This is a genomic window from Streptomyces caniscabiei (assembly GCF_014930365.1).
GTDB lineage: Bacteria > Actinomycetota > Actinomycetes > Streptomycetales > Streptomycetaceae > Streptomyces > Streptomyces caniscabiei.
Genome location: NZ_JABXWI010000020.1, coordinates 1 through 24844, shown reverse-complemented (window position 1 = coordinate 24844; position 24844 = coordinate 1). Strand labels below are relative to the sequence as shown.

Genomic DNA, 24844 nt, shown 5'->3' with positions numbered 1-24844 from the left:
GCCCACCCGACCACCGCACACCCCCCACGTGCCACCCCCCACACCACCGACCGGAAGGACACACCAGTTGACCTCCGCACCGCTCGCCGCCGTCACCGGAGCCGAGGGTTTCATCGGCTCCCACCTGACCGAGGCGCTCGTCGCCTCCGGACACCGGGTCCGGGCCATGGCCCAGTACAACTCCTTCTCCTCCTACGGCTGGCTGGAGACCCTGCACCCCGACGTCCTCGACCAGGTCGAGATCGTCCTCGGCGACGTCCGAGACCCCGGCTCGGTCCGCGGTCTCCTCGACGGCGCCGACACCGCCTACCACCTGGCCGCCCTCATCGCGATCCCGTACTCCTACCAGGCACCCCACAGCTACGTGGACACCAATGTCACCGGCACCCTCAACGTCCTGGAGGCCGTCCGCGCCCTCGGCACGCCCCGTCTGGTCCACACCTCCACCAGCGAGACCTACGGCACCGCCCGGACCGTGCCGATCACCGAGGACCACCCCATCAACACCCAGTCCCCGTACGCCGCCTCCAAGGCCGGCGGCGACCGGCTCGCCGACAGCTACCACGCGAGCTTCGAAACCCCCGTCGTGACCCTGAGACCCTTCAACACCTTCGGGCCCCGCCAGTCGATGCGCGCGGTGATCCCCACGGTCATCGGCCAGGTCGCCGCGGGGGAGCGCACCATCACCCTCGGCGATCTGCGCCCCACCCGGGACTTCACCTTCGTCAAGGACACCGCGCAGGCGTTCCTCACCGTCGGCACCGCGCCCGCCGAGCAGGTCGTCGGCCGCACCTTCAACGCCGGCACCGGCGGCGAGATCTCCGTCGGCGACCTCGTCGCGCTGATCGGCAAGGTCATGGACAGCGAACTCGACGTCCGTGAGGACGAGGCCCGCATCCGGCCCGCGAACTCCGAGGTGATGCGGCTCGTCGCGGACGCGAGCCGACTGACCGCCGCCACCGGCTGGCAGCCCGCACACACCCTGGAGCAAGGCCTCGCGCACACCGTGGAGTTCTTCCGTGACCCGGCCAACCTCGCCCGCTACAAGACCGGCATCTACAACATCTGACTCCCGTCCGGCAGAAGCACATCGACCAAGGAGGAGCACCATGCACGCAGTGATCCTGGCGGGAGGCAAGGGCGTCCGGCTGCGGCCCTACACGACCGCGCTGCCGAAGCCGCTCGTCCCCATCGGCGACCAGCACGCCATCCTGGAGATCGTGCTGCGCCAGCTCTCCACGGCCGGCTTCACCCATGCCACCATCGCCATCGGCCACCTCGGCGAGATCATCCGCGCCTACGTCGGCGACGGCTCCCAGTGGGACCTGACCGTCGACTACGCCCCCGAGGAGAGCCCCCTCGGCACCATGGGCCCGCTGCTCAACCTGCGCGAGAAGCTGCCCGAGTCGTTCCTCGTGATGAACGGCGACATCCTCACCGACCTCGACTACGCCGACGTCCTGCACCGGCACCGGGAGTCCGGGGCGCCGCTCACCATCGCCACCTACGCCCGCAAGGTCCACATCGACTTCGGTGTCCTGACCACCGACGACACCAAGGTCGTCGCCTTCACCGAGAAGCCGAGCATGGACTACCGCGTCTCCATGGGCGTCTACGGCGTGTCCCGCTCGACCCTGGAGGGCTACACCCCCGGACTGCCGCTGGGCTTCGACGAGTTGGTGCTCGACCTGATACGGGCCCGGAACCAGCCGCACGCCTACGACTTCGACGGGTACTGGCTGGACATAGGCCGTCCGGACGACTACGACCGGGCCAACGCCGAGTTCACCACCCGCAAGTCGCTTCTGCTCAAGGGAGCCTGAGCACCGCATGCGCATTCTCGTCCTGGGTTTCACCGGCTATCTGGGCGCCCATGTCGTCGAGGGGCTGCGTGCCCTGCCGGGCGCGCTGGTCCTCGGCGGCGGCCGTGCGCCCACCGCCGACCACACCGTCGACCTCGCCACCGTCCGCCCCGCGGACCTGGCGAAGACGCTGGCGTCGGCCGCGCCCGACACCGTGGTCAACTGCGCGGGCGCGACCGGCGGCGATCCCGTCACCCTCGCCGAGGTCAACGCCCGGGGCCCGGCCGTCCTGTGCGCGGCGCTCCGGGAGGCCGCCCCCGGCGCACGGCTGGTGCACCTGGGGTCGGCCGCCGAGTACGGGCCCGGCGTCCCGGACGTCCGGGTGACGGAAGCGGCGGCCACCCGTCCGCTCGCCCCCTACGGCGCGACCAAGCTCGCGGGCACGGTCGCCGTCACCACCTCCGGCCTGGACGCGGTGGTCCTGCGGATCGGCAACCCGGTCGGCCCCGGTGCACCGCGCACCAGCCTGCCCGGCCGTATCGCCGCCCTGCTCCGCACCGCGGGCCGGGACCCCGAGGCCGTGCTTCCGCTCGGCGACCTCTCCGCGTACCGCGACTTCGTCGACGTACGCGATGTCACCCGGGCGGTCGTCCTCGCCGCCACGGCCCCCGGCCCCCTGCCACCCGTCCTGAACATCTCCGGCGGCCGCGCCGTCCCGGTCCGCGAGCTGGTCCGCCTCCTGACCGACAAGGCGGGCTTCCGAGGCCGGATCACGGAGAACGCGACGGGGACGAGGGTTTCGGCGACGAGACCGTCGGACGCGAGGACATCAGGGGACGGGGGCACGGTTGTGGGCGCGGGCCCGGATGCGGTCGAGGCCGGGCGGGGGGCCGGTGGGGCCCGGGCGGGCGGGTCGGTCCGGTCGGCGGATGTGTCGTGGCAGTGTTCCGACATCACCGCCGCGGAGGCGGCCCTCGGCTGGCGGCCGGCCCACAGCCTGGACGACGCGCTCACCGCGCTGTGGGAGAGCGGCTCGGACGACGCCGGACACGGGGGCGACGAGGAAGGTGCCCGTACGCCGTGAGTCTGCTGATCCCGCTGTACGTCCACCCGGCCGAGGACCCGGGCGCCTGGCACCGTCTGATCCGGGCGGCGCCCCGTACCTACGCCGTCGTCCTCAACCCGGCGAACGGCCCCGGCGACGTCCCCGACCCCGCGTTCACCGCGGCGGCCGGGGCGCTGCGCGCGGCCGGGGCCCGGCTGCTCGGCTACGTCGACACCGACTACGGGGTGCGCGACCGCGCCGAGATCGCCGACGACGTACGCCGTCACCAGGAGTGGTACGCGGCCGACGGCTGCTTCCTCGACCAGGTGACGGCCACCCCGGACGGCCTGCCCGCCTGCCGCAGGCTCGTCCGGGCCCTCCGCCGGCTCGGCGCCGCCACCGTCGTCCTCAACCCCGGGGTCCACCCGGCCCCGGGGTACGCCCGCCTCGCCGACCTGACCGTCACCTTCGAGGGCCACTGGTCGACGTACGTGTCGGCGTTCAGCAGACCCGCCTGGGCCGAGCGCCACCCGCCCGAACGGCTCTGCCACCTCGTCTACGGCGTCCCCGAGGCACTCGTACCGCTCGCCGTGCGCACCGCGCACGACCGGGGCGCCGCCGTCTGCGGCCCGGTGACCGGTGAACCACCCAACCCCTGGGCCCAGTTGACGCCCGCGCTCACCGGGACGGGCCGATGAGGAGGCCGACGCTCGGGTACGCGGCGCTGCTGGCCGCCCTGCTGGCCTCGACCCTGGTGGGCTGCGGCGGCGACCCCGCCCCGGATCCCGACCCCAGGTCCGGGCCGCGTTGGCGACCCCGGCCCGGTCTCGCCTGGCAGTGGCAGCTGGACGGGAAGGTCGACCCCTCGGCGGACGTGCCCGTCTACGACATCGACGGCTTCGAGAACTCCGCGCGGGACGTGGCCCGGCTGCACCGGGACGGCCGCAAGGTGATCTGCTACATCAACGTCGGTGCCTGGGAGGACTTCCGGCCCGACAAGGACGACTTCCCACGCGCCCTGCTCGGCGAGAAGAACGGCTGGGCGGGTGAACGCTGGCTGGACATAAGGCAGTTGGACGTCCTGCGGCCCCTCATGGAACGCCGCTTCGACATGTGCCGGGACAAGGGCTTCGACGCGGTGGAACCCGACCTGATGGAGGGCTACGGCGACGACACCGGCTTCCCGCTCACCGCGCGCGATCAGCTCACCTACAACCGCATGATCGCGGACATCGCCCACGAGCGTGGCCTGGCGGTGGGCCTGAAGAACGACCTGCCCCAGATTCCCCAACTGCTTGCCGACTTCGACTTCGCCGTCAACGAGGAGTGCGCCCAGTACGACGAGTGCGCGCGGCTCTCGCCCTTCATCGAGGCCGGCAAGGCCGTGTTCCACGTGGAGTACACCGAACCCAGGAGCAGCTTCTGCGCCGAGTCGCGCCGGCTGAGGCTCTCGTCGATGGTCAAACGACTGGAGCTGGGAGTGTGGCGACAGCCATGCTGAGCGGCGGCCCCGCACGGCCGCGTACGCCACGCGGACCGGCGCCACCGCGACGAACTCCTCACCCTGCGTGACCCGGCTCCGGTGGCTCCCGCCGGACCCGCGACGCTGTGTCCCCATGCACACAACAGTGCGTGACCCGGCCTTTTTCCTGAACACGGAACCGCGCCCGTGTGCCTCCGGGATCCTATGGTGGAGATCACAGCACGACGGACGCTGAGGCGGCGACCATGGCGGATACGGCGAACGACTACGCGGCGGTGTTCCAGGCGCTGCCGGGCATGGTGGCGCTGCTGACACCCGATCTGGTGTACGCGGACGCGAACGAGGAGTTCCTGCGGATGTCGGGACGCACCCGCGAGCAGGTGGTCGGCCGGTATCTCTTCGATGTGTTCCCCGACAATCCCGATGACCCGTCCGCGAACGGGATGCGGAACCTGGCGGCCTCCCTCGGCAGGGTGGTGGAGACCGGCGAGCGGGACGCGATGGCGTTGCAGCGCTACGACGTGGAGTCGGTGCAGTGCCCGGGGGAGTGGGAGGAGCGGTACTGGAGCCCGGTGAACGCGCCGGTCCTCGGCCCCGACGGGAAGGTGGTGCTGCTGATCCACAAGGTTGAGGAGGTCACCGAGCTGATCCGGGCCCGCGAGCGCGCGCCGGGCGACCGGGCCCGCGTGCTGGAGGCCGAGCTCTACACCCGCGCCCGGGAGCTGCAGGAGGTCAACGAACGGCTGCGTGAGGCGCACGCCCACGAACGGGAGGTGGCGCTCGCTCTGCAGAAGGCGATGCTGCCCGCGCCCAACCCGCTCGGACACCACCGGGCGGCCGTCCGCTACCAGCCGGCGACGGAGGCGCTGAACGTGTGCGGCGACTGGTACGACCTGGTCGACCTGGAGGGTGTGGACCGTATCGGGATCGCCGTCGGTGACGTGGTCGGGCACGGGCTGGCCGCCGCCTGCGTGATGGGCAAGCTCCGCAGCGCGCTGAGCGCCGCGTCCCTGGTGGCCGACGGTCCCGCCCAGGCACTGGACGCGCTCGGCCTGTACGCCCGCTCCGTCGAAGGCGCCGAGAACACCACCGCCGTGCAGACCTGCGTCGACTTCGACAGCCACACGATCACCTACAGCAGCGCCGGCCATCTGCCGCCCGCGCTGCTGCGCCGCGACGGCTCGGTCGTCTTCCTCGACGGCGCCACCGATCCGCCGCTCGGCGCCCGTCCCGAGCACACCCTCCGCCCGGAGGCCACCGTCGGCTTCACGGGGGGCGACACCCTCGTCCTCTACACGGACGGTCTGATCGAACGCCGAGACGAGGACATCGACGTCAGCCTCGGCCGGCTGGCCGAGGCGCTCACCCGCCATCGCCGCTCCACCCCCGAGCTGCTCGCCGACGCCCTGCTCCTGGACCTCCTCCACCACGGCAGTGCCACCGACGACACGGCCCTCGTGATCATTCGGCTGTGAGGAAGTCGGCCACCAGCGCGGCGAACTCGTCGGGGCCGGCCAGGCGGATGCCCAGCGTCTCGGCCTTGGCGCGCTTGGAGCCGGCGTTCTCACCCGCGACGACCAGGGACGTCTTCTTGGAGACGCTGGAGGAGGCGCGGCCCCCGGCCCGTTCGATGAGTTCGTTCATCTGGTTGCGGCTGAGCTTCTCCAGCACCCCGGTCATCGCGCCCGTGACCACCACGGCCATCCCGGCGAGCGGCCCGCCCGCGGCCTCGGTGCCCTCCTCGGCGTCGGCGGTGTTCTCGTCGGCAGGCGCGGGAGGCGTGGCGCCCGGCTCGGTCATGTTCACCCCGGCCGCCACGAGCTTGTCGATGAGCGGGGCCAGTTCGGCCAGCTCGGCCACGATCGACGGGGCCTTCTCGGTGCCGATGCCCTCGACCCGCTGGATCGCCTCGGCGTCCGCGCCACGGAGGTTCTCCATGGTGGCGAAGTACCGCGCGATACGGCGGGACATGGAACGTCCCGTCCCCCGCACCCCCAGCGCGCACAGCACCCGCGACAACGGCCGCGCCTTGGCCGTCTCCAGCGCGGCGAGGAGGTTGTCGGTGCTGGTCTCCCCCATGCGCTCCAGGCCGAGGAGCTGCTCCCGGGTGAGGGCGAAGAGATCCGCGAGGTCGGTCACCAGGCCCGCCTCGACGAGCTGGACGACCCGGGTGTGCCCAAGCCCCTCCACATCGAGCTGGTCGCGGCCGACGGCGTACGACAGGGAGGCCACCAGATGGCAGTTGCGGCCGTTCTCGCAGCGCCAGCGCTGTTCTCCGGTGTCGATGCCGGAGCCGCATCTCGGGCACACCTCGGGGAAGACGATCGGCTGTTCGTCGCCGGTGCGCAGATGGGCGACGGGCGCCTCCACGCGCGGGATCACGTCACCGGCGCGGTGCACCATGACGTGGTCGCCCAGCCGCAGGTCGCGGCGGGTGATGTCGGCCGGGTTGTGCAGGGTGGCGTACGTGATGGTGGAGCCGTCGATCTCGACGGGCTCCAGTACGCCGCGCGGCGCGATGATGCCGGTGCGGCCGACGTTCCACTGCACCTCCAGCAGCCGGGTGATCTTCTCGACGGCGGGCAGCTTGTAGGCGATCGCCCAGCGCGGGGCGCGGGAACCGGACCCGGCGGCCTGCTGGTCGGCGGCCAGGTCGGCCTTGACGACGATCCCGTCGATCCCGAAGGGCAGCTCGGCCCGCAGCGCGGCGATCTCCGTCACCCGGGCGAGGACCTCCTCGACGGAAGCGGCGGTGACACCGGGAACGGCCGTACCCGCGGTGGTGTTGACGCCCAGCTCGGCGGCGCGGGCCATCAGGTCGCTGTGGGCCAGTTCGGCGAGGCGGGCGGCATCGGCGGCGTCCGTGCCCGGCAGCGCCAGCAGCCCGTACCCGAAGAACGTCATCGGCACGGTGTAGGCGCGGTCCTTGGCGCGCAGGGTGCCCGCCGCGGCGTTGCGCGGGTTCGCGAAGGGCTGCCCGCCGTGCTCGGTGCGTATCTCGTTGGCGTGCTCGAACTGGGCGGTGGTCATGAGGACTTCGCCGCGCACCTCCACCGTCACCGGCTCGGCCAGCTCGCCCGGCAGCCCCTCGACGGTGCCGATGGCGTGCGAGACGTCCTCCCCGGCCGTCCCGTCGCCCCGGGTGATCAACCGGGTGAGCCGCCCCTGGGTGTAGCGCGCGGCGACCGCGAGCCCGTCGAGCTTGGGCTCCACGCTGAACCGCTCCACGTCGTGCCCGATCCGCCGGGCCAGCGACGCCGTCCACACGGTGAACTCCTCGCCCGAGAACACGTTGTCCAGGCTCAGCATCGCCACCGTGTGCGGCACGTCCCCCTCGACCGCGCCACCGGCGACCTTGCCGGTGGGCGAGTCGGGCAGTGTCCCCTCGGGATGCTCGGCCTCCCATGCCGCGATACCGCGCACGAGCCGGTCGTAGGTGTCGTCGTCCAACGCCGACGTACCCCCGGTGTAGTAGGCGGCCGAGGCCCGCACGGCGTCCTCCACGGCCTGCGCGTAGGCGGCGGCATCCACGATCACTGCAGCTGATGTCGTCATGCCCCCATCCTGCCGCCCACCACTGACAATGCCCCCGCGGCCGGGGAGCGACCGGGCTCGGCTCAGCCCTTCGGCTGGGTGAAACGGATGCTGTTGCCGAACGGGTCGCGCAGGCCGCAGTCGATGCCGTAGGGGCGTTCGGTGGGCTCCTCGGTGAACTCGACGCCCTTGCCGAGGAGGGTGTCGTAGGTCTTGCGGCAGTCGTCCGTGCTGAAGATGAGGTGGCCGCCCATGGCCCCCTTGGTGAGCAGTGCGCGGACCTGTGCCGCGGTGTCCTCGGAGAGCGCCGGCGGCCCCGGCTTCTCCAGGAGGATCTGGCGCTCCGGCCGGCCGGGCACCTGGACGGTCAGCCAGCGCATGAAGCCCAGGTCGACATCGGTGTTGACCTCCAGGCCGAGCTTGCAGACGTAGAAGTCGAGGGCCTCGTCCTGGTCGAGGACGTAGATCTGCGAGTGCGTGATGGCGGTGAACATGGGTTTCACGCTACCGAGCGGGCCGGTCGGAAACTTATCCAGAACTGCTCAATCGCTCGGCCGTGTCCACGCCTTCGTGAAACACGTCGGGACGGGCAGCGGCGCCGCCTCCTTGCGGTACTGCCGCGGTGACGTGCCCACGATGTCGCGGAAGGTGCGGCTGAAGGTCCCCGGGCTGCCGAAGCCCACGTCGAAACAGATGTCCGTCACAGCGCGGTCGGTCTCCCGCAACAGGAACATCGCCCGCTCGACCCGACGGCGCTGCAGATAGCGGTGGGGCGTCTCTCCGAACGTGGCCCGGAACGTGCGCGTGAAGTGCGCCTCGGAGACATGGGCGATCCGGGCCAGCGCGGGCACGTCCAAGGGCTGCGCGTACGCCCGGTCCATGGCGTCCCGGGCCCGCAGCATACGGCGGTTGGACTCTTCGGAGGCTCGGCTCACGACGCCATCACACCATGCCGCGGCCCGGGCCTCGCCGATGCGGTAGCCGTCGCGCGGAACAGCGCCAGGGCCACTGCGCATCGCACCCACATCAGGTCACGTGAGACACCGTCGCATCCTTGATCGGTGCGGCCGACCTGGCGGCCCGCTCGATCTTCGCGCGGTAGGCCGCACGGGCCTCCTCGTCGATCCGCTGCTCGTGTTCGGCACGCAACCCGGTCCGGCCGTCGAGGCCCTCGCGCAGGATATCGGCGTGCCCGGCATGCCGGATGGACTCGCCGAGGACATGGACCATGACAGCGAACAGGTTGGTGTCGGCATGCGGCTCCGCCCACCACGGCACGTGGCCGGGGGCGTCGAGAGGAAGCTCGCTGATCGTCGCGTCCGAGTGTTCCCACGTGCGCCGGTAGAATCCGATGATCTGATCGCGGGTCTCTTCCTCGGCCGCCCATAGATCGCTGCCGTCGGAGTCCTGCCACCGGGGCAGCGGTTCCGGGGAAGGGCGGCCGAAGACCTCCCCGAAGTACCTGGCCTCGACGGTGGCCACGTGCTTGACCAGGCCGAGGAGGTTGGTCCCGGTCGCTGTCAGAGGCCGGCGGACGTCGTATTCGGACAAGCCGTCGAGTTTCCAGAGCAGCGCCCTGCGGTCCCGCCGCAGTCTCCCGTGCAGGTTGTCCTTCGCGAATGCGTCGATCATGCGCCATGAGCCTGCCACGGGCGGCTCATGCCCTCAAGATCCGTACAACGCTCACTCAGTGCTCAGTGCTCAGTGCTCAGTGCTCAGTGCTCAGTGCTCAGTGCACCGCCCGGATGATCCCCACCGTGCGCGCCAGGTGCGGCTCGGCGCGGTCTGCACGGTGGGCGACGGCCAGCTCCACGCGTGCGTCGGCGCCCGCCAGGGGCAGATAGGTGACGCCGTCGAGCGCCAGCGCTGTCACCGGCTCGGGTACGACGGCGACACCCAGCCCGCCGGCCACGAGCGTGACCAGCGTCGAGGTCTCGCCGACCTCGTGGCGGATGTGCGGTTCGACGCCGGCGTCACGCAGCAGGCGCAGGACGACGTCGTACATCACGGACCGGCGGTCGGCGGAGTGCACGATCAGGTCGGCGCCGGCGAGGTCCGAGGCGCGCAGTCGTTTCCGGCGGGCGAGGGGATGGTCGACGGGTACGGCGACGACGAGCCGGTCCCGGCGCAAGGTGTGCACGGTGAGGGAGAGGTCGGCCGCGGGAGGGCGCAGCAGCGCCACATCGATCGCGCCGGTGCGCAACGCCTCGACCTGGTCGGGTGCGAGCATCTCGCCACGGAAGGAGAAGTCGACGCCGGGCAGTTCCTCGGTGAGCCGCCGCGAGAGCGCGGGCAGCAGGCTGTACGTCGCCGAGCCCACGCACCCGATCGCGAGGTGCCCGACCGAACCGGACGCGACGAGTCGAGCGTGGTGGCCGGCCTCGTCGACGTCGGCGAGGATCGCGCGTGCCCGCTCCAGGTAGGCGCGGCCGGCCTCGGTCAGGTCCACGCGCCGTGTGGTGCGGTGCAGCAGCTCGACGCCCAGCTCCGCCTCCAACTGCCGGATCTGCTGGGACAGCGGGGGCTGGGCCATGTGGAGCCGCTCGGCGGCCCGGCCGAAATGCCGCTCCTCCGCCACCGCCACGAAGTACCGAAGGTGCCGCAGATCCATATGCTGTCCATATCAATCGGCTTCGATATGCGTACTTCAGAATATCGCGGCCCGGGATTAGCGTCCCTGCCATGAGTGCTTTCCTCTACGCCGCGACACGGACGCCGTTCGGCCGCTTCAATGGTGCGCTGGCCGGCGTGCGCCCCGACGACCTCGCCGCCGCCGCGATCACCTCGACGCTCGCCCGGGTGCCCCGCTTCGACCCGGCCGCCATCGACGACGTGGTGTGGGGCAACGCCAACGGCGCCGGCGAGGAGAACCGCAACGTCGGCCGCATGGCCGCGCTCCTCGCCGGCCTCCCCGTGAGCGTCCCCGGTACCACCGTCAACCGCCTGTGCGGATCGAGCCTCGACGCGGCGATGACGGCCAGCCGCACGATCGAGTCCGGGGACGCCGAGGTGGTGCTGACCGGAGGCGTGGAGTCGATGACGCGTGCGCCGTGGGTGCTGCCCAAGTCGGCCAAACCCTTCCCGGCAGGCGACGTCACCGCCGTCTCGACCACCCTCGGCTGGCGGCTGGTCAACCCGCGGATGCCGAAGGAGTGGACCGTCAGCCTCGGTGAAGCCAACGAGCAGCTCCACGAGCGCTTCGGGATCTCCCGCGAGCGCCAGGACGAGTTCGCCGCCCGCTCCCACCAACTCGCCCACGCCGCCTGGGAGTCCGGCTTCTACGACGACCTCGTGGCACCGGTCGACGGCATCGACCTGACCCGCGACGAGGGCATCCGGCCCGGATCCACAGCCGAGGTGCTGGCGGGGCTCAAGCCGGTCTTCCGCACACCGGATCAGGGCGGCACCATCACCGCGGGCAACGCCAGCCCCCTCAACGACGGTGCCTCCGCGGTGCTGCTGGGCAGTGAGCAGGCGGCGTCCGCGATCGGCGCCGACCCGATCGCCCGCATCGCAGGGCGCGGGGTGATGGCGCTGGAGCCGCAGGCCTTCGGCTACGCCCCGGTCGAGGCCGCGAACCGTGCGCTGGCCCGGGCCGGGATCGGCTGGGACCAGGTGGGTGCGGTCGAACTCAACGAGGCCTTCGCCGTGCAGTCGCTCGCCTGCGTCGACGCCTGGAAGATCGACCCCGGAATCGTCAACCGTAAGGGCGGCGCCATCGCCATCGGCCACCCGCTCGGCGCCTCTGGCGGCCGCATCCTCGCCACGCTGGCCAAGGTGCTGCGCGAGACACGGCAGCGCTACGGCGTCGCCGCGATCTGCATCGGGGTCGGCCAGGGGCTGGCCGTCGTGCTGGAGAACTGCGACGTCACGGGGGCGGCCCAGTGAGTCGGGCGGAGATCGTCGAGAGCGCCGACGCGGCGGTCGCCGGCATCGAGGACGGGGCGACCGTCCTGGTCGGCGGCTTCGGTCTGGCGGGGATGCCGTTCGACCTGATCGACGCGCTCATCAGGCAGGGCGCCAAGGACCTGACGATCGTGTCCAACAACGCCGGCAACGGCGACGTCGGGCTGGCCGCGCTGCTGGCCGCCGGCCGGGTGCGCAAGGTGTTGTGCTCCTTCCCGCGCCAGGCCGACTCCTGGGTCTTCGACGGCCTCTACCGCGCCGGGAGGATCGAGCTGGAGGTGGTGCCGCAGGGCAACCTCGCCGAGCGTATGCGGGCGGCGGGTGCGGGCATCGGCGCCTTCTACTGCCCGACCGCCGTCGGCACGCCGCTGGCCGAGGGCAAGGAGGTGCGGGAGATCGACGGCCGGACGTACCTGCTGGAGTACCCCATCAAGGGCGACTACGCGCTGATCGCCGCGCACGTCGCGGACACCATGGGCAACCTCGTCTACCGCAAGACCGCCCGCAACTTCGGACCGGTCATGGCGACGGCCGCGACGACGACGATCGTCCAGGTCGGCGAGGTCGTCGAGCCCGGGAAGCTCGACCCCGAGGCGGTCGTCACCCCGTCCATCTACGTCGACCGGGTCGTCCAGGTGCAGGCCCGGCACTACACCGTGCAGGGGGCACGATGACCACCACGTCCACCGAACACCGTCTCTCGATGGACGAACTGGCCGCCGTGATCGCACGCGACATCCCGGCCGGCTCCTTCGTCAACCTCGGCATCGGGCAGCCCACCAAGATCGCCGACCACCTGCCGTCCGACTCCGGGGTGGTGCTGCACACCGAGAACGGCATGCTCAACATGGGCCCGAAGGCCGAGGGCGACGCGGTCGACCCCGACCTGACCAACGCCGGCAAGGTCCCGGTGACCGAACTGCCGGGAGCGGCGTACTTCCACCACGCCGACTCCTTCGCGATGATGCGCGGCGGGCACCTCGACGTCTGCGTCCTCGGCGCGTACCAGGTCGCCTTCGACGGCGACCTCGCCAACTGGACCACCGGTGGGCCCGACGACATCCCCGCCGTCGGCGGCGCGATGGACCTCGCCATCGGTGCCAAGGACGTCTACGTGATGATGACCCTCTTCACCCGCTCCGGTGAGCCGAAGCTCGTGCCGCGGTGCACCTACCCGCTCACCGGCCTCGGCTGCGTCAGCCGCGTCTACACGGACCACGGCGTCTTCGACGTCGGCACCGAAGGCGTACGGATCCGCGAGACGTACGGCGTCGGCGCCGACGAACTCGCCGAGCGACTCGGCATCACGCCGCTCTAGCGTTCTCGGCGCAGCCCCGTACATGGCGACGGCCTCGGTGCCACCCCAAGGGGGCGGCACCGAGGCCGTCGACTGTTCGGAGTCGGTGCACACCGATCCGCGGATCCCGAACCGGTGGATCAGACGGCCGGAGCCGGGTACGTCGGATACTCGACCCCGGAGACGTGCTGGACGACCCGGATGACCTGGCAGGAGTAGCCGAACTCGTTGTCGTACCAGAGGTAGAGGATCGCGTTGTCGCCGTCGACCTTGGTCGCGCCGGCGTCGACGATCGACGCGTGGCGGGAGCCGATGAAGTCGCTGGAGACCGAGTCGGGCGCGTTGGTGAAGTCGATCTGGCGCTTCAGCGGGGAGGTCAGCGAGACACCCCGGAGGTAGTCGAGGACCTCCTCGCGGTCGGTCTCGCGGCCGAGGCGCAGGCTGAGGATCGCGATCGAGACGTCCGGGACGGGGACGCGGATCGAGCTGCCGGTGATCGGCGCCTTCAGGTCGGGCAGCGCCTTGGCGACGGCCGAGGCGGCACCCGTCTCGGTGATGACCATGTTGAGCGGCGCGGAGCGGCCACGACGGTCCGACTTGTGGTAGTTGTCCAGCAGGTTCTGGTCGTTGGTGAACGAGTGGACGGTCTCCACGTGACCGCGCAGCACACCGAACTCGTCGTCCATCGCCTTCAGCGGCGGCACGATCGCGTTGGTGGTGCAGGACGCGCAGGACAGGATCTGCTCGTCCGGCTTGATCGTGTCGTGGTTGACGCCGTGCACGATGTTCGGGACGTCGCCCTTGCCGGGCGCGGTCAGTACGACCTTGTCGATGCCGGGACGCAGATGGTTCGACAGCCCCGCGCGGTCGCGCCACTTGCCGGTGTTGTCGATGAGGATGGCGTTCTTGATGCCGTACTCGGTGTAGTCGACCTCGGACGGGTCGCCGGCGTAGATCACCTTGATCTCGTTGCCGTTGGCGTTGATCGTGCTGGTCGACTCGTCGACGGTGATCGTGCCCTGGAACTGGCCGTGGATGGAGTCCCGGCGCAGCAGGGACGCCCGCTTGACGATGTCCTGTTCACCACCGCCGCGCACCACGATGGCGCGCAGGCGCAGCCCGTTGCCCGAGCCGGCCTTCTCGATGAGCAGGCGGGCCACGAGGCGGCCGATGCGGCCGAAGCCGTAGAGGACGACGTCGCGTCCCTCGGCGCCCTCGATCTTGTTGGCGCCGGTGGCACCGGCGACGGCCTCGGCGGTGAACTCCTCGATCGACAGGCCCCGGTCGTCGGCCTGGTAGGCCTCGGCGAGCAGGCCGATGTCGATCTGGGAGGGGCCGAGGTCGAGTGTGGTGAGGGTCTGCAGGAACGGCAGGGTGTCGGTGACCGACAGCTCCACGCCGGCGATCTGGCGGGCGAACCGGTGGGTCTTCAGGATGCTGACCACCGACTTGTTCACCAGGGAGCGGCTGTGCAGCAGGACCGTCACGTCCCGCTCGCGGTGCAGCTTCCCGATGATCGGGATCATCGATTCCGCGATCTCCTCGCGGTGCTTCCAGACGGTGAACGAGTCCTCGTTGAGAGTCACAGATTTGTCTTTCGAGCTAGGCGGCGCTCATATGCTAACCACCCCGCTCGGAGGAGACGCATCGAGGGGTGCACATCGCACCCATTCGTTGACATCCCACCGGCTCACGCGCCGCCCTCGCGCAGCTCGTCCCGGGTCTGGAGGGCCGCCAGCGCGGCCCGTGACGTGAGGCCCGTCTTGCGGTAGATGCGGGAGAGGTGGGTCTCGACCGTGCGCGGGCTGAGGAAGAGCCGCTCGGCGATGGCGGGACTGGTCAGGCCCTTCGCCACGAGGGCGGCGATCTCCCGCTCCCGAGGGGACAGCGCGGCCAACTCCACGAACGCCGCTTCCCGCGACGACGCGCCGGACCCGGACCCGGACCCGGAGCCGGTACCGGGCACCTTGCCATTGCCCGCACCCGGCACGTCGCCCTTGACCGTCCCCGTCCCCGTCCCCGTCCCCGCGCCCGTGCCCGGGTCGGCCCCGCCCGGCCCGTTCGTCTCCTTCGCCGTTTCCTTCTTCACCGTCGCCGCAGGCGCCTCCGCCTCCCCCTCCACTGCCGGTTCCGCCGCCGTGAAGACCACCGGACGGATCGCCTCCGCGAGGCCGGTCAGCAGGTGGGCCCCGGCGTCGGTGCTCAGCTGCACGGCGCGCTCCCACATGACGCGGGCGCGAGCCGGGCGCCCCGCCGACGCGGTCAGGGGTGCCCCCATCAGCAGGGTCTGCGCCTCCCACAGCCCGCCCCGGCCCCGGGCCGCCTCCTCGGCGGCCCGCTCGAACAACGTCGCGGCGGCGGCCGGATCGCCCTCGGCCAACGGCACATGCGCCAGGCTGCGCAGCGCGGCCGCCCGCTGCGCCACGAGGCCCAGCCGCTCCGCCTCCTCGTGGGCCTGCTCGGCCCACCGCCGGACCTCGTCGTGGTCTCCGGTGAGCAGGGAGGCGGAGACGAGGATCTCGGTGAACAGCGGCCGCATGCTGGGCTGAAGACCGGACAGATCCTCCCCGCCCGCCCGCAGCACCGCCGCCCGCGCGCGCACCGGATCACCGGCGTGGAGCGCGGCGAACCCCAGCACGGCCCACGCGATGGACGCCCACCAGCCGGTGCCGGCGCCGGCCCGGGCGACGGCTTCCTCGGCCACGGTCAGCGCACCACCGTCACCCGGCGGGAGCGCGGGGATCAGCGCCTGGGCCTTGGACGCCAGGACGAAGGCGAGCAACTCGTCGCTGCCGATGGCCCGGGCGATCGTCTCCGCCTCCTCCGCGAGTTCCAGGGCCGATCCCAGTCGCAGCGTCATGACATGGAGGTGGGACCGGCACAGCAGCAGATGCGGCACCACATAGAGCAGACCGCCCCGGCGGGCGATCACCAGGCCGCGCTCGGCGTGCCGTTCGGCGTCGGCGTACCGTTCCAGGAAGGCCTCCGCCCAGCTGAGCCGGGCCAGTGGCTCACACAGGCCCGCGAGATCCTGGTCGGTGAGGGAGTCGATGAGCGCGGCCGCCCGGTCGGTCGCCTCGGCGGCGGCCTCCGTGTCGCCCTCGTACGCCGCCCCGAGCGCGGCGACGGCGAGCGCGCCCGCCTCCGCGATCTCGTCGCCCAGCGACCGGGCCAGCTCCAGGGTGCGGGCCACGTCGTCGCGTACGTCCGGGTAGGAGCTGGCGTGCGGTGCGGACGAGCCCAGTTCCAGGCCGAGTCGGACGGTCTCGGCGGGGGAGAGCCCGGTGCCGCGGGCCAGTTCGCGGCGGAGCAGGGCCACGGCCTCGGTGTACCGGCCGAGATGACGTTCCATCACCGCGCACAGGGTGACGGCCAGGGCCCGTGCGCCGTCGTCGGTGCCCGGCGGCGACAGGCTGATCACCTCGTGCAGCAGGTCCCGGCTCTCGCGCAGCCCGCCGCAGGCGCCGAGCGCCTCGGCCCGGCGGAGCATCAGATCCCGGCGCAGCACGCTGTGTTCCGGCCGCTCGGGCAGATGGGCGAGGGCGACGCCGAGCCAGTGCGCGCTGCTCGCGGGCGCGGTGGCGGCGGCCTGCCGGGCGGCCTCGGTGAGCACGGTCACGGCGTGCGGGTCCCAGCCGGTCAGCGCCCGCTCGACGTGGTGCGCCCGCTCGCTGACCGGCGCCCCGATCCGGGCCAGTTCGACGGCGGCGAGGTGGTGCATCCGGGTGCGCAGGGTGGGGTCGGTGGTGTCGTGGACGAGGGACCGCAGCACCGGATGCCGGAGCGTCCACCGGCCGTCCGGCCCCGGACGCGCGAGGTCCCGGGCGGTCAACTCGCGGAAGTCCGGGTCGAGTTCATGCTCCGGGCGGCCGGTGACGGCGGCCACCAGGGCGGGCGTGGCGTGGTCGCCGAGGACGGCCACGGCCTGGACCGTCCGGCGCTGGCCGTCGGTGAGCGGCGTCAGTTCGTCCAGCAGCAGCGAGCTGAGCCCGGCGGGCCTGCCGGCCTGGAGCAGGGCGAGGAAGTAGAGCGGGTTGCCCTCGCTGGCCGTGTACAGCTCGGCGGCGAGGTCGGCCGGACGGCCGGGGGCCAGAGCGGCGAGGCAGGCGTCGCGGTCCAGGGGGCCCAGTTCGAGGCGGAGCACGGTCCCCGCCTCCACGCCCCGGGTGAGGGAGGCGACGAGCCGGGGCGCGGTCTGCCGTTCCCGCCGGGCCACCACGATCACCACGGGTGCGCGCCGGGGAGGATGCCGGACGAGGTGGTCGAGGAGTTCCAGGGACGCCGGGTCGGCCCAGTGCACGTCGTCGAGGACGACCACGAGGCCGTTGCCGGTGTGCGCGATCCGGGTCAGGAAGGCCGCTGCCGCGCGTTGCAGGGCGAAACGGTCCATGGCGCTGGCCTCGGCGAACGGCGACGGGATCCCCGTCCCGGTGTCGAGATCGGCGAGGGCGTCGGCGAGGGGCTGGTAGGGGAGGTGCCGCTCGTACTCGGTCGCCCGGCCGCGCAGCACCGTCATGCCCTTCTCCCGCGCCCGGGCGCAGAACTCCGAGACCAGCCTGCTCTTGCCGATGCCCGCCGCGCCGGTGACGTCCACGACGGCCGGGCCGTGGCCGGGCCCGGACAGTCCGTCGAGTACGTCGGCGAGGCGAGCGAGTTCCGTCTCCCGGCCCACCAGCGGAGCCACGTCCCACGGCAATGCGATTCCCCCTGAAGCGGGCCCGGGGCCGTCCCGGGCCGACCGGGAGGTTCATGAAAGCGAACCCACGGTCGATTCCCCGAGGATTGTACGGAGGTCCCGACATGTCCCCGGCCCGCCCGGCTGTCACAGGGGGCCGGGGTGCCGGGTCAGTCGCGGCCCGAGCCCCGGTAGAGGTCCAGCTCTCCCTCCAACTCCACGGCCAGGACGGTCGCGTACGGGTCGAGGTCGGCCTCCGCAGGCGCGTCGATCCAGGTCACGCCGGGCACCGCGTCGAGGCCGCCGATCACCCGGTGCCCCAGCTCGGTGCCCGTACCGAGGACGGTGACCTTGGTGACGGGATTGCGCAGCCCCCGTACCGCCACGGACTCGCGCGGCACGTCGAAGCACATCAGATACAGGGTGCGCCGGTCCGCGGAGAGGGTGCTCGGACCGTAGTGGTGCCCCGCCGGCAGCCCGGCGACCGTGCCGTACACGGCGTCGGAGTGCCGCCCGATCCACGCCCCGAGCCCTTCCAGCCGCTCCACCTGCTCCGGAGGGATCGACCCGTCCGCCCTCGGCCCGACGTCCAGCAGCAGATTGCCGCCCATGCCGATCGTCTCGGCGAAGTAACGCACCAGCTGCCGCACGGACTTGTGGTTGTGGTCCGCGTGCTGGAAACCCCACGAGTCGTTGATGGTCAGGCACAACTCCCAGGGCCCGGAGGGGGCTTCGAGCGGCACGCCCTGTTCCGGGGTGGCGTAGTCGCCGTAGGAGAGCATGCGGGCGTTGAGCACGGTGTCGGGGTTCTCCCGGAGGATCAGCTCGGCCAACTCCCGCATCCGCCACTGCTCCTCGGTGCGCTCCCACTCGCCGTCGAACCACAGCAGATCGGGGCGGAACCGTTCGACCAGCTCGCCCACCTGGCCGTCCCGGTAGGCGAGATAGCGCTCCCAGGCGGCCGGGTCCTCCTCGCCGGGTGCGGCGTGGGAGTAGGGGTTGGCGTCGTTGCCACCCGGGTGCTGGTTCGTCCACCGGTCGATGTCGGGGTGGCGGACACTGGCGTAGTCGGGATGGTTCCAGTCGGAGTGCGAGTAGTAGAGGCCCACCTTGAGGCCCCGCTCGCGCAGCGCGTCGACGTACCCGGTGATCAGGTCCCGGCCCGCCGGTGTGCGGCGGACGACGTCCAGATCGCCGCGGGTCGTGTCCCACAGGGCGACGCCGTCGTGGTGGCGTGCCGTGAGCACCGCGTACTTCGCGCCCACCCGGGCGAACAACTCGGCCCAGGCCGTGGGGTCGTAGGCGGACGCGGTGAAGCCGTCGAGCTGTTTCATGTACCGCTCGTGCGTCACCTCGCCCCAGTAGAAGGCCCAGGACTCCGGCACCCCGTCCACGCCGTAGATGCCGTAGTGGATGAAGATGCCCAGCTTGGCGTCGGGAAACCAGGGTTGCATGGTCATGCGGCCACGCTAGGTCCGGGCTCCCGGCGGGCGCGTGGGCGCCGGTCACCACTGCTGGTTCATTTTCACTCCCGGCCGCCTCGGCGCGGTGCCGGTCGAGCGACGCGTTCCGCCGACCGACGTGCCCCTGTGGCTTCCGCGCCGCGAGGGCGCGGCCCTCGTGACCGCACCCTTCGTGACCGCACCCCTCGTGACCGCACCCGTCGTGACCGGGCCCTCGGGCCCCGGCGGCCCCTCGCGCCTCATATGCATCGCCCAGGTAGAGGAATGCCCGCCTCCACGTCGGGTACGCGAGGGGCGCAGCGCCCGGGACGGACGCCGTCCCGGGCGGCCCTTCCGCTACTACCTGGGATCTTCCGATGGACATACCCGTCAATGGTCACAACCCGCCCCAGGCCGCCTCGCCGGCCCAGCGCGCGCTGACCGCGCTCGCCTTCGACACCCATGACACGGCCGCGCTCCACACGCTCGCCGACACCGACGTGCTGATCCCGGTCCCGGACGACGCCGACGAGGCGGCCGTGAACGATCCGACGGCCGTGGCGCTGCCGGTGCTGGAGCAGCCCGGCGGCGAGCAGATCGTGCCGGTCTTCACCTCGGAGCCCGCGATGGCCGAACTGCTGCCCGACGTGTCGCGCTACCGCCTGGTACCCCTGGGCGCCCTGGCCTCCCAGTGGCCCGCCGACGCCGACCTCTCCCTCACCATCGACGCCGGCTCCCCGCACGGCCTCACCCTCGACGCCCACGACGTGGGCACTCTCCTGGGCGGCCAGGGGATCTGACCCGCGGGGACCTCTCGCCCGACGGCCCCGGGGACGGCCGCCACGCCGTTCCGGGAGCCCCGAGGGCGGGGCCGGTCCTGCCGCAATGCAGGCAGGGTCGGTCCTGCTTCCTGCCGCAGAGCGGCGGAGTCAGTCGTGCCGCAGCATGCGGGCCAGGACGTCACGCTGGAGCGGCTGGACCTCCGCGTGCAGCGCACGGCCCTTGTCCGTCAGGGTGACCCACACCCCGCGCCGGTCCTCCGCGCACACGGACCGCTCCACCAGGCCGTCCTTCTCCAGCCGGCCGATCAGCCGGGACAGCGCGCTCTGGCTGAGGTGGACCTTCTCGGCGATGTTCTGCACCCGGCACAGGTCCCCGGCCGCCGTGGCCGCCGCCAGCCCCGACGCGAGGATGTCGAGCACCTCGAAGTCGCTGGCGCCCAGCCCGTGCGGATGCAGCACACGATCGATCTCGCACATCGTGCGCGCGTGCACGGACAGGATGTCCCGCCACTGGTCCTCGAGCCGGACACCGGTCGTGTTCGCTGCCATATGTGCACGGTAACAGAGGGCCGACCGATCGTTGTCCGTGCAACTAGTGCAGCTGCAACGACCGCCGCGCCCCTACTCCTCCGCCGTGTCCTGGAGCAGCCCGATCAGATTGCCGTCCGGGTCCTTCACCGAGGCGATCAGCCGGCCGCCGCCCACCTCATGGACGTCCTCCAGCGTCTGCGCCCCGGCCACGAGCAGCGCCGCGAGCGTCGACCGGATGTCGCCGACGTGCCAGTACGGCACGGGCCCCGTCATCCCCTTGGCATGGCCGTTCGGGTCCAGTCCCACGTCCTGCCCCGCGTCCTTGAAACCGACGTAGTACGGCGTGTCCGCGTACGGCTCGACCTCCAGCAGGGTCCCGAACAGGGCCTTCGCCCGGGCCAGGTCCTCGACGGGGTAGATGACGGTCTTCAGTCCGTCGGTCATGGCGCACTCCTTCGCGGTGCTCTCGGGTCACTGGGCTCCCCGCGGCCGGGAAGCCGCTCCGGTCGGAGCCACACCGTGGCCAGCGGGGGCAGGGTCAGACGGACACTGGCCGGCCGCCCGTGCCAGGCGTGCGGCTCGGCCACGACGGGCTGGGGACGGGTCACTCCGCTGCCGCCGTAGGCGACCGCGTCCGTGTTCAGCACCTCGCGCCACGCCGTGACGTCGCCCGGGACCCCGAGGCGGTAGTCCTCGCGCACCACCGGGCCGAAGTGGGAGACGGCCAGCAGCGGTGTCCCGTCCGCGGCGAACCGCAGGAACGCGAAGACGTTGTCCTCGGCGGCGTCCGCGCTCACCCACTGGAAGCCGGCCGGGTCGGTGTCCCGCTGCCAGAGGGCGGGCGTGTCCCGGTAGATCGTGTTGAGGTCCCGGACGAGGTCCCGCACCCCCCGGTGGTCGGCCTCGGCGCCGTAGCCGGGATCGAGCAGCCACCAGTCCGGCCCCTGGGACTCCACCCACTCCCCGCCCTGGGCGAACTCCTGTCCCATGAAGAGGAGTTGCTTTCCGGGATGGGCCCACATGAAGCCGAGGTACGCGCGGTGGTCGGCGCGCCGCTGCCACCAGTCGCCCGGCATCTTCGACACCAGTGCCCGCTTGCCGTGCACGACCTCGTCGTGGGAGATGGGCAGGACGTAGTTCTCGCTGTACGCGTACACCATCGAGAACGACATCTCGTCGTGGTGGTACTTGCGGTGCACCGGCTCGTGCTCCATGTAGCCCAGCGAGTCGTGCATCCACCCCATGTTCCACTTCAGCCCGAAGCCCAGCCCGCCGCTGTCGGTCGGACGGGTCACGCCGTCCCAGGCCGTGGACTCCTCGGCGATCGTCACCACACCCGGAGCGCGCCGGTACACGGTGGCGTTCATCTCCTGGAGGAAGGCGACCGCGTCCAGGTCCTCGCGTCCGCCGAACACATTGGGCGACCACTGCCCGGAGTCCCGCGAGTAGTCCAGGTAGAGCATGGAGGCGACCGCGTCCACCCGCAGCCCGTCGACATGGAACTCCTCGCACCAGTACACGGCGTTCGCCACGAGGAAGTTGCGCACCTCGGCGCGGCCGAAGTCGAACTCGTACGTCCCCCAGTCCGGATGCTCCGCCCGCCGGCTGTCCCCGGGCTCGTACAGCGGCTCCCCGTCGAAGCGGCCGAGCGCCCAGTCGTCCTTCGGGAAGTGCGCGGGCACCCAGTCCACGATCACCCCGATCCCGGCCCGGTGCAGGGCGTCGACGAGGTGCTTGAAGTCGTCCGGGGTGCCGAGCCGGGCCGTCGGGGCGTAGAACCCGGTGACCTGGTAGCCCCAGGAACCGCTGAACGGGTGCTGGGCGACCGGCATCAACTCGACATGGGTGAACCCCAGATCGGAGACGTACCCGGGCAGTACCTCGGCGAGCTGACGATATGTCAGCCCCGGTCGCCAGGAAGGCAGATGGACCTCGTACACCGAGAACGGCGCCTCGTGCACCGGGACGTCACCGCGCCGGGCCATCCACTCGTCGTCGCCCCACGCGTAGTGCGAGGCGTGCACGACGGAGGCCGTCGCGGGGGGAACCTCCGCCCGGCGGGCCATCGGGTCGGCCTTGAGCAGCCGCCGCCCGTCGCGCGAGGTGATCTCGAACTTGTAGAGGGCGCCCTCGCCCACCCCGGGCAGGAACAGCTCCCAGACCCCGGAGGAGCCGAGGGACCTCATCGGGAACGCCGTCCCGTCCCAGCAGGCGAAGTCCCCGACGACCCGCACCCCTCGGGCGTTCGGCGCCCAGACGGTGAAACGAGTGCCGGTGACACCCTGATGGGTCATCGGCTCGGCCCCGAGCGCCTTCCACAACTGCTCGTGCCGCCCTTCCCGGATCAGATGCAGATCCAGCTCGCCGAGCGCGGGCAGGAAACGGTACGGGTCGTGGACCACGTGGTCGGTGTCCTCGTACGACACGAACAGCGTGTACACGGGGACGGCGTCGAGCGGCAGGAGGACGGAGAACAGCCCGTCGCCCTCCGAGGCGAGATAGGTGCGCTCGCCCTCGATCACGACACTCACGGCATGGGCGTACGGGCGCAGGGCCCGCAGCGCGATCCCGCCGCCCGGCACCGGATGCGCACCCAGCAGGGCGTGCGGGTCGTGATGCGTGCCGGACAGCAGCCGCGCACGCTCCTCGGGGGGCAGGGGAGGGGCGGCCACGGTCAGCCGGGGGCGGCGCCGGGGCGGGCCCGCCGACTCGGGGGGCGTGGTGTCACGCAGGGCCACGGGTTCAGTCTCCTCTCACGGCGAGACGCTCGATCGCCGCCATCGGTACGGGGAGCCAGTCGGGACGGTGCCGGGCCTCGTAGAGGACCTCGTACACGGCCCGGTCGGTCTCGTAGGCGCGCAGCAGACCGTGCTTCTCGCGCGGGTCCCAGCCGGCGCGGGCCGCGTAGCCCGCGCAGTACGCCTCCCGGCAGCGGCGCGCCCACTCCGGGCGCCAGGGCCGGCGCTGCCGGGCGGCGTAGTCGAAGGAGCGCAGCATCCCGGCGATGTCCCGCACCGGCGACTGGGTGCCGCACCGCTCGGCGAGCGGACGGGACGGCTCGCCCTCGAAGTCGATGACGAACCACTCCGGGCCCGCCCGCAGTACCTGCCCCAGATGCAGATCGCCGTGCACGCGCTGTGCGGGCGGCCCCGCGTCGCAGGCCAGCAGGGCGCGGAAGGCCGCGCGCAGTCCGGGGACATGAGGCCGCAGGGCCGGTACGGAGCGCGCGGCGGCGTCGAGTCGTTCGGTCATCGCGGCCGCCGTCCGCGCGTTCTCGCCGTGGGCCCCGGCGGGGAAGGCCGACGCCAGCGCCAGATGCACCTCCGCCGTGGCCCGGCCCAGCTCACGGGCCTCCTCGGCGAAGTCCTGGCCGGCGGCGAGCGCGCCGAGCGCCAGCGTCCAGCCGTCCGACGCGTCGGGCAGGAAGGGCTGCAACACGCCGAGGGTCGCCGGGAACGGATCGGTCGTCCGGAACCAGGCGACCGGGGCCGGCACCCGGCCGCACCCCTGCCCGGCCAGCGCGCCCGGCACCTCCAGATCGGGGTTCACCCCCGGCTGAATGCGCCGGAAGACCTTCAGGATGTACTCGTCTCCGTACACCAGCGAGGAGTTGGACTGCTCGGCGTCCAGCAGCCGCGGCGCCAATCCGGCCGGCACCCGTGCCCCGGAGTCCGCCTCGAAACGCAGCGGGCCCGCCGAGCCGGGATGCCGCAGCCGTTCGAGGAGCAGCTCGGCCGACCGGGGGTCGTACAGCGCGTCGTACACCGTCAGACCGGCGAGCGGCCCCTCGTGCGCCTGCCCGATCAGCGCCCGGCCCAGACGCGGCACCGGATGCTCACGCACCCCGAGCAGAAGCTGGTAGCAGTCGCCGGCCGGAGGAGTCCCGCCCGGCGCGGGCACCCCGCCGTGACCGGGGTGGCCCGCCTGACCGGTGTGCACGAGCAGATGCAGACAGCCCGGATACAGCTCGGTCATCGACAGCAGCGCGAGGTCCGTGACCGGCCGGTCCTTGCCGGCGAACCAGCGTTGCCGTGGCAGCCACTCGCGCAGCAGCCCCGCCAACGAGGTCATGAGGCCGACGGCGACCTCCTCGCCGCTCGGCCGGAGCAGTGCGGATGCGGTCTTCGACATGGTGACGCGTCCTTTCGCCGGCCCGCGCTTCAACGCCCTAGGGCAGCGCGGGAGAGGACTCGGGAGAGCCGGAACCAGTAGAAGCCGTGGCCCGCGAGGGTGAGGAGGTAGGGCAGTTCGCCGATGGCGGGGAAGCGGACTCCGCCGATGAGTTCGACGGGGTGGCGTCCCTCGTAGGCGCGCAGATCGAGTTCCGTGGGCTGGGCGAAACGCGAG

General features: G+C 72.0%; 23 protein-coding genes. 10 read left to right on the top strand and 13 right to left on the bottom strand.

Annotated features, from left to right (window positions below; all coding sequences use genetic code 11):
• Positions 1-67 precede the first annotated feature (67 nt).
• The 6 genes from HW837_RS39465 (at position 68) to HW837_RS39440 (ending at position 5805) form a co-directional block, all read left to right on the top strand.
• A complete protein-coding gene (locus tag HW837_RS39465) occupies positions 68-1069 on the top strand; it encodes a GDP-mannose 4,6-dehydratase (protein ID WP_193381661.1) in 1002 nt (333 codons plus the stop codon).
• 40 nt (positions 1070-1109) lie between these two features.
• Positions 1110-1823, top strand: a complete 714-nt coding sequence (locus HW837_RS39460) for a nucleotidyltransferase family protein (RefSeq protein WP_045561812.1) — start codon at positions 1110-1112, stop codon at positions 1821-1823.
• A 7-nt stretch (positions 1824-1830) separates the two neighbouring features.
• Positions 1831-2886 carry an SDR family oxidoreductase gene (locus HW837_RS39455; protein ID WP_045561813.1) on the top strand — a complete coding sequence of 352 codons (1056 nt, stop codon included), beginning with the start codon at positions 1831-1833 and terminating at the stop codon, positions 2884-2886.
• Positions 2883-3545 (top strand): spherulation-specific family 4 protein, encoded by a 663-nt coding sequence (locus tag HW837_RS39450; protein WP_045561814.1) that lies wholly within the window; start codon positions 2883-2885, stop codon positions 3543-3545. Before HW837_RS39455 ends, HW837_RS39450 begins: the two co-directional genes overlap by 4 nt.
• Positions 3542-4348, top strand: coding sequence for an endo alpha-1,4 polygalactosaminidase (locus tag HW837_RS39445; protein WP_193381662.1), 807 nt, complete (start codon positions 3542-3544; stop codon positions 4346-4348). The genes HW837_RS39450 and HW837_RS39445 overlap by 4 nt, the downstream gene beginning before the upstream one ends.
• 227 nt (positions 4349-4575) lie before the next feature.
• A complete protein-coding gene (locus HW837_RS39440) occupies positions 4576-5805 on the top strand; it encodes a PP2C family protein-serine/threonine phosphatase (RefSeq protein ID WP_045561816.1) in 1230 nt (409 codons plus the stop codon).
• Here HW837_RS39440 and ligA read toward each other — a convergent pair.
• The 5 genes from ligA to HW837_RS39415 all read right to left on the bottom strand — a co-directional run bounded on the left by ligA (position 5792) and on the right by HW837_RS39415 (position 10475).
• Positions 5792-7885, bottom strand: coding sequence for an NAD-dependent DNA ligase LigA (gene ligA / locus HW837_RS39435; protein ID WP_093790570.1), 2094 nt, complete (start codon positions 7883-7885; stop codon positions 5792-5794). The two genes, HW837_RS39440 and ligA, sit on opposite strands and share 14 nt — an antisense overlap.
• A gap of 62 nt (positions 7886-7947) precedes the next feature.
• Positions 7948-8358, bottom strand: coding sequence for a VOC family protein (locus tag HW837_RS39430; protein WP_193382695.1), 411 nt, complete (start codon positions 8356-8358; stop codon positions 7948-7950).
• A gap of 48 nt (positions 8359-8406) precedes the next feature.
• Complete coding sequence (locus HW837_RS39425) at positions 8407-8799, bottom strand: helix-turn-helix domain-containing protein (protein WP_177261971.1); 393 nt, start codon at positions 8797-8799, stop codon at positions 8407-8409.
• 91 nt (positions 8800-8890) lie between these two features.
• Positions 8891-9496, bottom strand: a complete 606-nt coding sequence (locus HW837_RS39420) for a DinB family protein (protein WP_193381664.1) — start codon at positions 9494-9496, stop codon at positions 8891-8893.
• A 97-nt stretch (positions 9497-9593) separates the two neighbouring features.
• Positions 9594-10475, bottom strand: a complete 882-nt coding sequence (locus tag HW837_RS39415; RefSeq protein WP_045561821.1) for a LysR substrate-binding domain-containing protein — start codon at positions 10473-10475, stop codon at positions 9594-9596.
• A gap of 71 nt (positions 10476-10546) precedes the next feature.
• On the opposite strand from HW837_RS39415, the gene HW837_RS39410 reads away from it, so the two are divergent.
• The 3 genes from HW837_RS39410 to HW837_RS39400 are packed head-to-tail and all read left to right on the top strand — an operon-like array spanning position 10547 to position 13088.
• Complete coding sequence (locus HW837_RS39410; RefSeq protein WP_060888441.1) at positions 10547-11752, top strand: thiolase family protein; 1206 nt, start codon at positions 10547-10549, stop codon at positions 11750-11752.
• A complete protein-coding gene (locus HW837_RS39405) occupies positions 11749-12444 on the top strand; it encodes a 3-oxoacid CoA-transferase subunit A (RefSeq protein ID WP_045561823.1) in 696 nt (231 codons plus the stop codon). The genes HW837_RS39410 and HW837_RS39405 overlap by 4 nt, the downstream gene beginning before the upstream one ends.
• A complete protein-coding gene (locus tag HW837_RS39400; protein ID WP_045561824.1) occupies positions 12441-13088 on the top strand; it encodes a 3-oxoacid CoA-transferase subunit B in 648 nt (215 codons plus the stop codon). The genes HW837_RS39405 and HW837_RS39400 overlap by 4 nt, the downstream gene beginning before the upstream one ends.
• 119 nt (positions 13089-13207) lie before the next feature.
• On the opposite strand, the gene HW837_RS39395 is transcribed toward HW837_RS39400, so the two are convergent.
• From HW837_RS39395 to HW837_RS39385, 3 genes are all read right to left on the bottom strand, one after another.
• Entirely contained in the window at positions 13208-14653 is a 1446-nt protein-coding gene (locus HW837_RS39395) for a glyceraldehyde-3-phosphate dehydrogenase (RefSeq protein WP_045561825.1), read from the bottom strand.
• A 104-nt stretch (positions 14654-14757) separates the two neighbouring features.
• Complete coding sequence (locus HW837_RS39390) at positions 14758-17763, bottom strand: helix-turn-helix transcriptional regulator (protein WP_196789996.1); 3006 nt, start codon at positions 17761-17763, stop codon at positions 14758-14760.
• Between the two features lie 149 nt (positions 17764-17912).
• Positions 17913-19202 (bottom strand): alpha-L-fucosidase, encoded by a 1290-nt coding sequence (locus HW837_RS39385; protein ID WP_193381665.1) that lies wholly within the window; start codon positions 19200-19202, stop codon positions 17913-17915.
• Between the two features lie 359 nt (positions 19203-19561).
• On the opposite strand from HW837_RS39385, the gene HW837_RS39380 reads away from it, so the two are divergent.
• Positions 19562-19984, top strand: a complete 423-nt coding sequence (locus tag HW837_RS39380; protein WP_193381666.1) for an SseB family protein — start codon at positions 19562-19564, stop codon at positions 19982-19984.
• A 129-nt stretch (positions 19985-20113) separates the two neighbouring features.
• Here HW837_RS39380 and HW837_RS39375 read toward each other — a convergent pair whose 3' ends face one another.
• The 5 genes from HW837_RS39375 to HW837_RS39355 form a co-directional block, all read right to left on the bottom strand.
• Positions 20114-20515 (bottom strand): MarR family winged helix-turn-helix transcriptional regulator, encoded by a 402-nt coding sequence (locus tag HW837_RS39375; RefSeq protein ID WP_045561828.1) that lies wholly within the window; start codon positions 20513-20515, stop codon positions 20114-20116.
• Positions 20516-20587: 72 nt separating this feature from the next.
• A complete protein-coding gene (locus tag HW837_RS39370) occupies positions 20588-20941 on the bottom strand; it encodes a VOC family protein (RefSeq protein ID WP_045561829.1) in 354 nt (117 codons plus the stop codon).
• Positions 20938-23235 carry a 1,4-alpha-glucan branching enzyme gene (gene glgB / locus HW837_RS39365; protein WP_045561830.1) on the bottom strand — a complete coding sequence of 766 codons (2298 nt, stop codon included), beginning with the start codon at positions 23233-23235 and terminating at the stop codon, positions 20938-20940. Before glgB ends, HW837_RS39370 begins: the two co-directional genes overlap by 4 nt.
• A 4-nt stretch (positions 23236-23239) precedes the next feature.
• Positions 23240-24628, bottom strand: coding sequence for a maltokinase N-terminal cap-like domain-containing protein (locus tag HW837_RS39360; protein ID WP_045561831.1), 1389 nt, complete (start codon positions 24626-24628; stop codon positions 23240-23242).
• Positions 24629-24657: 29 nt separating this feature from the next.
• On the bottom strand, positions 24658-24844 hold a 187-nt coding region (locus tag HW837_RS39355; RefSeq protein WP_193382694.1), incomplete at its 5' end, for an alpha-glucosidase C-terminal domain-containing protein.

Coding starts and splice junctions, on each gene's coding strand:
- HW837_RS39380 (WP_193381666.1), top strand. CDS start 19,562: ATGGACATACCCGTCAATGGTCACAACCCGCCCCAGGCCGCCTCGCCG.
- HW837_RS39455 (WP_045561813.1), top strand. CDS start 1,831: ATGCGCATTCTCGTCCTGGGTTTCACCGGCTATCTGGGCGCCCATGTC.
- HW837_RS39400 (WP_045561824.1), top strand. CDS start 12,441: ATGACCACCACGTCCACCGAACACCGTCTCTCGATGGACGAACTGGCC.
- HW837_RS39370 (WP_045561829.1), bottom strand. CDS start 20,941: ATGACCGACGGACTGAAGACCGTCATCTACCCCGTCGAGGACCTGGCC.
- HW837_RS39415 (WP_045561821.1), bottom strand. CDS start 10,475: ATGGATCTGCGGCACCTTCGGTACTTCGTGGCGGTGGCGGAGGAGCGG.
- HW837_RS39445 (WP_193381662.1), top strand. CDS start 3,542: ATGAGGAGGCCGACGCTCGGGTACGCGGCGCTGCTGGCCGCCCTGCTG.
- HW837_RS39460 (WP_045561812.1), top strand. CDS start 1,110: ATGCACGCAGTGATCCTGGCGGGAGGCAAGGGCGTCCGGCTGCGGCCC.
- ligA (WP_093790570.1), bottom strand. CDS start 7,885: ATGACGACATCAGCTGCAGTGATCGTGGATGCCGCCGCCTACGCGCAG.
- HW837_RS39410 (WP_060888441.1), top strand. CDS start 10,547: ATGAGTGCTTTCCTCTACGCCGCGACACGGACGCCGTTCGGCCGCTTC.
- HW837_RS39375 (WP_045561828.1), bottom strand. CDS start 20,515: ATGGCAGCGAACACGACCGGTGTCCGGCTCGAGGACCAGTGGCGGGAC.
- HW837_RS39440 (WP_045561816.1), top strand. CDS start 4,576: ATGGCGGATACGGCGAACGACTACGCGGCGGTGTTCCAGGCGCTGCCG.
- HW837_RS39385 (WP_193381665.1), bottom strand. CDS start 19,202: ATGACCATGCAACCCTGGTTTCCCGACGCCAAGCTGGGCATCTTCATC.
- HW837_RS39420 (WP_193381664.1), bottom strand. CDS start 9,496: ATGATCGACGCATTCGCGAAGGACAACCTGCACGGGAGACTGCGGCGG.
- HW837_RS39430 (WP_193382695.1), bottom strand. CDS start 8,358: ATGTTCACCGCCATCACGCACTCGCAGATCTACGTCCTCGACCAGGAC.
- HW837_RS39360 (WP_045561831.1), bottom strand. CDS start 24,628: ATGTCGAAGACCGCATCCGCACTGCTCCGGCCGAGCGGCGAGGAGGTC.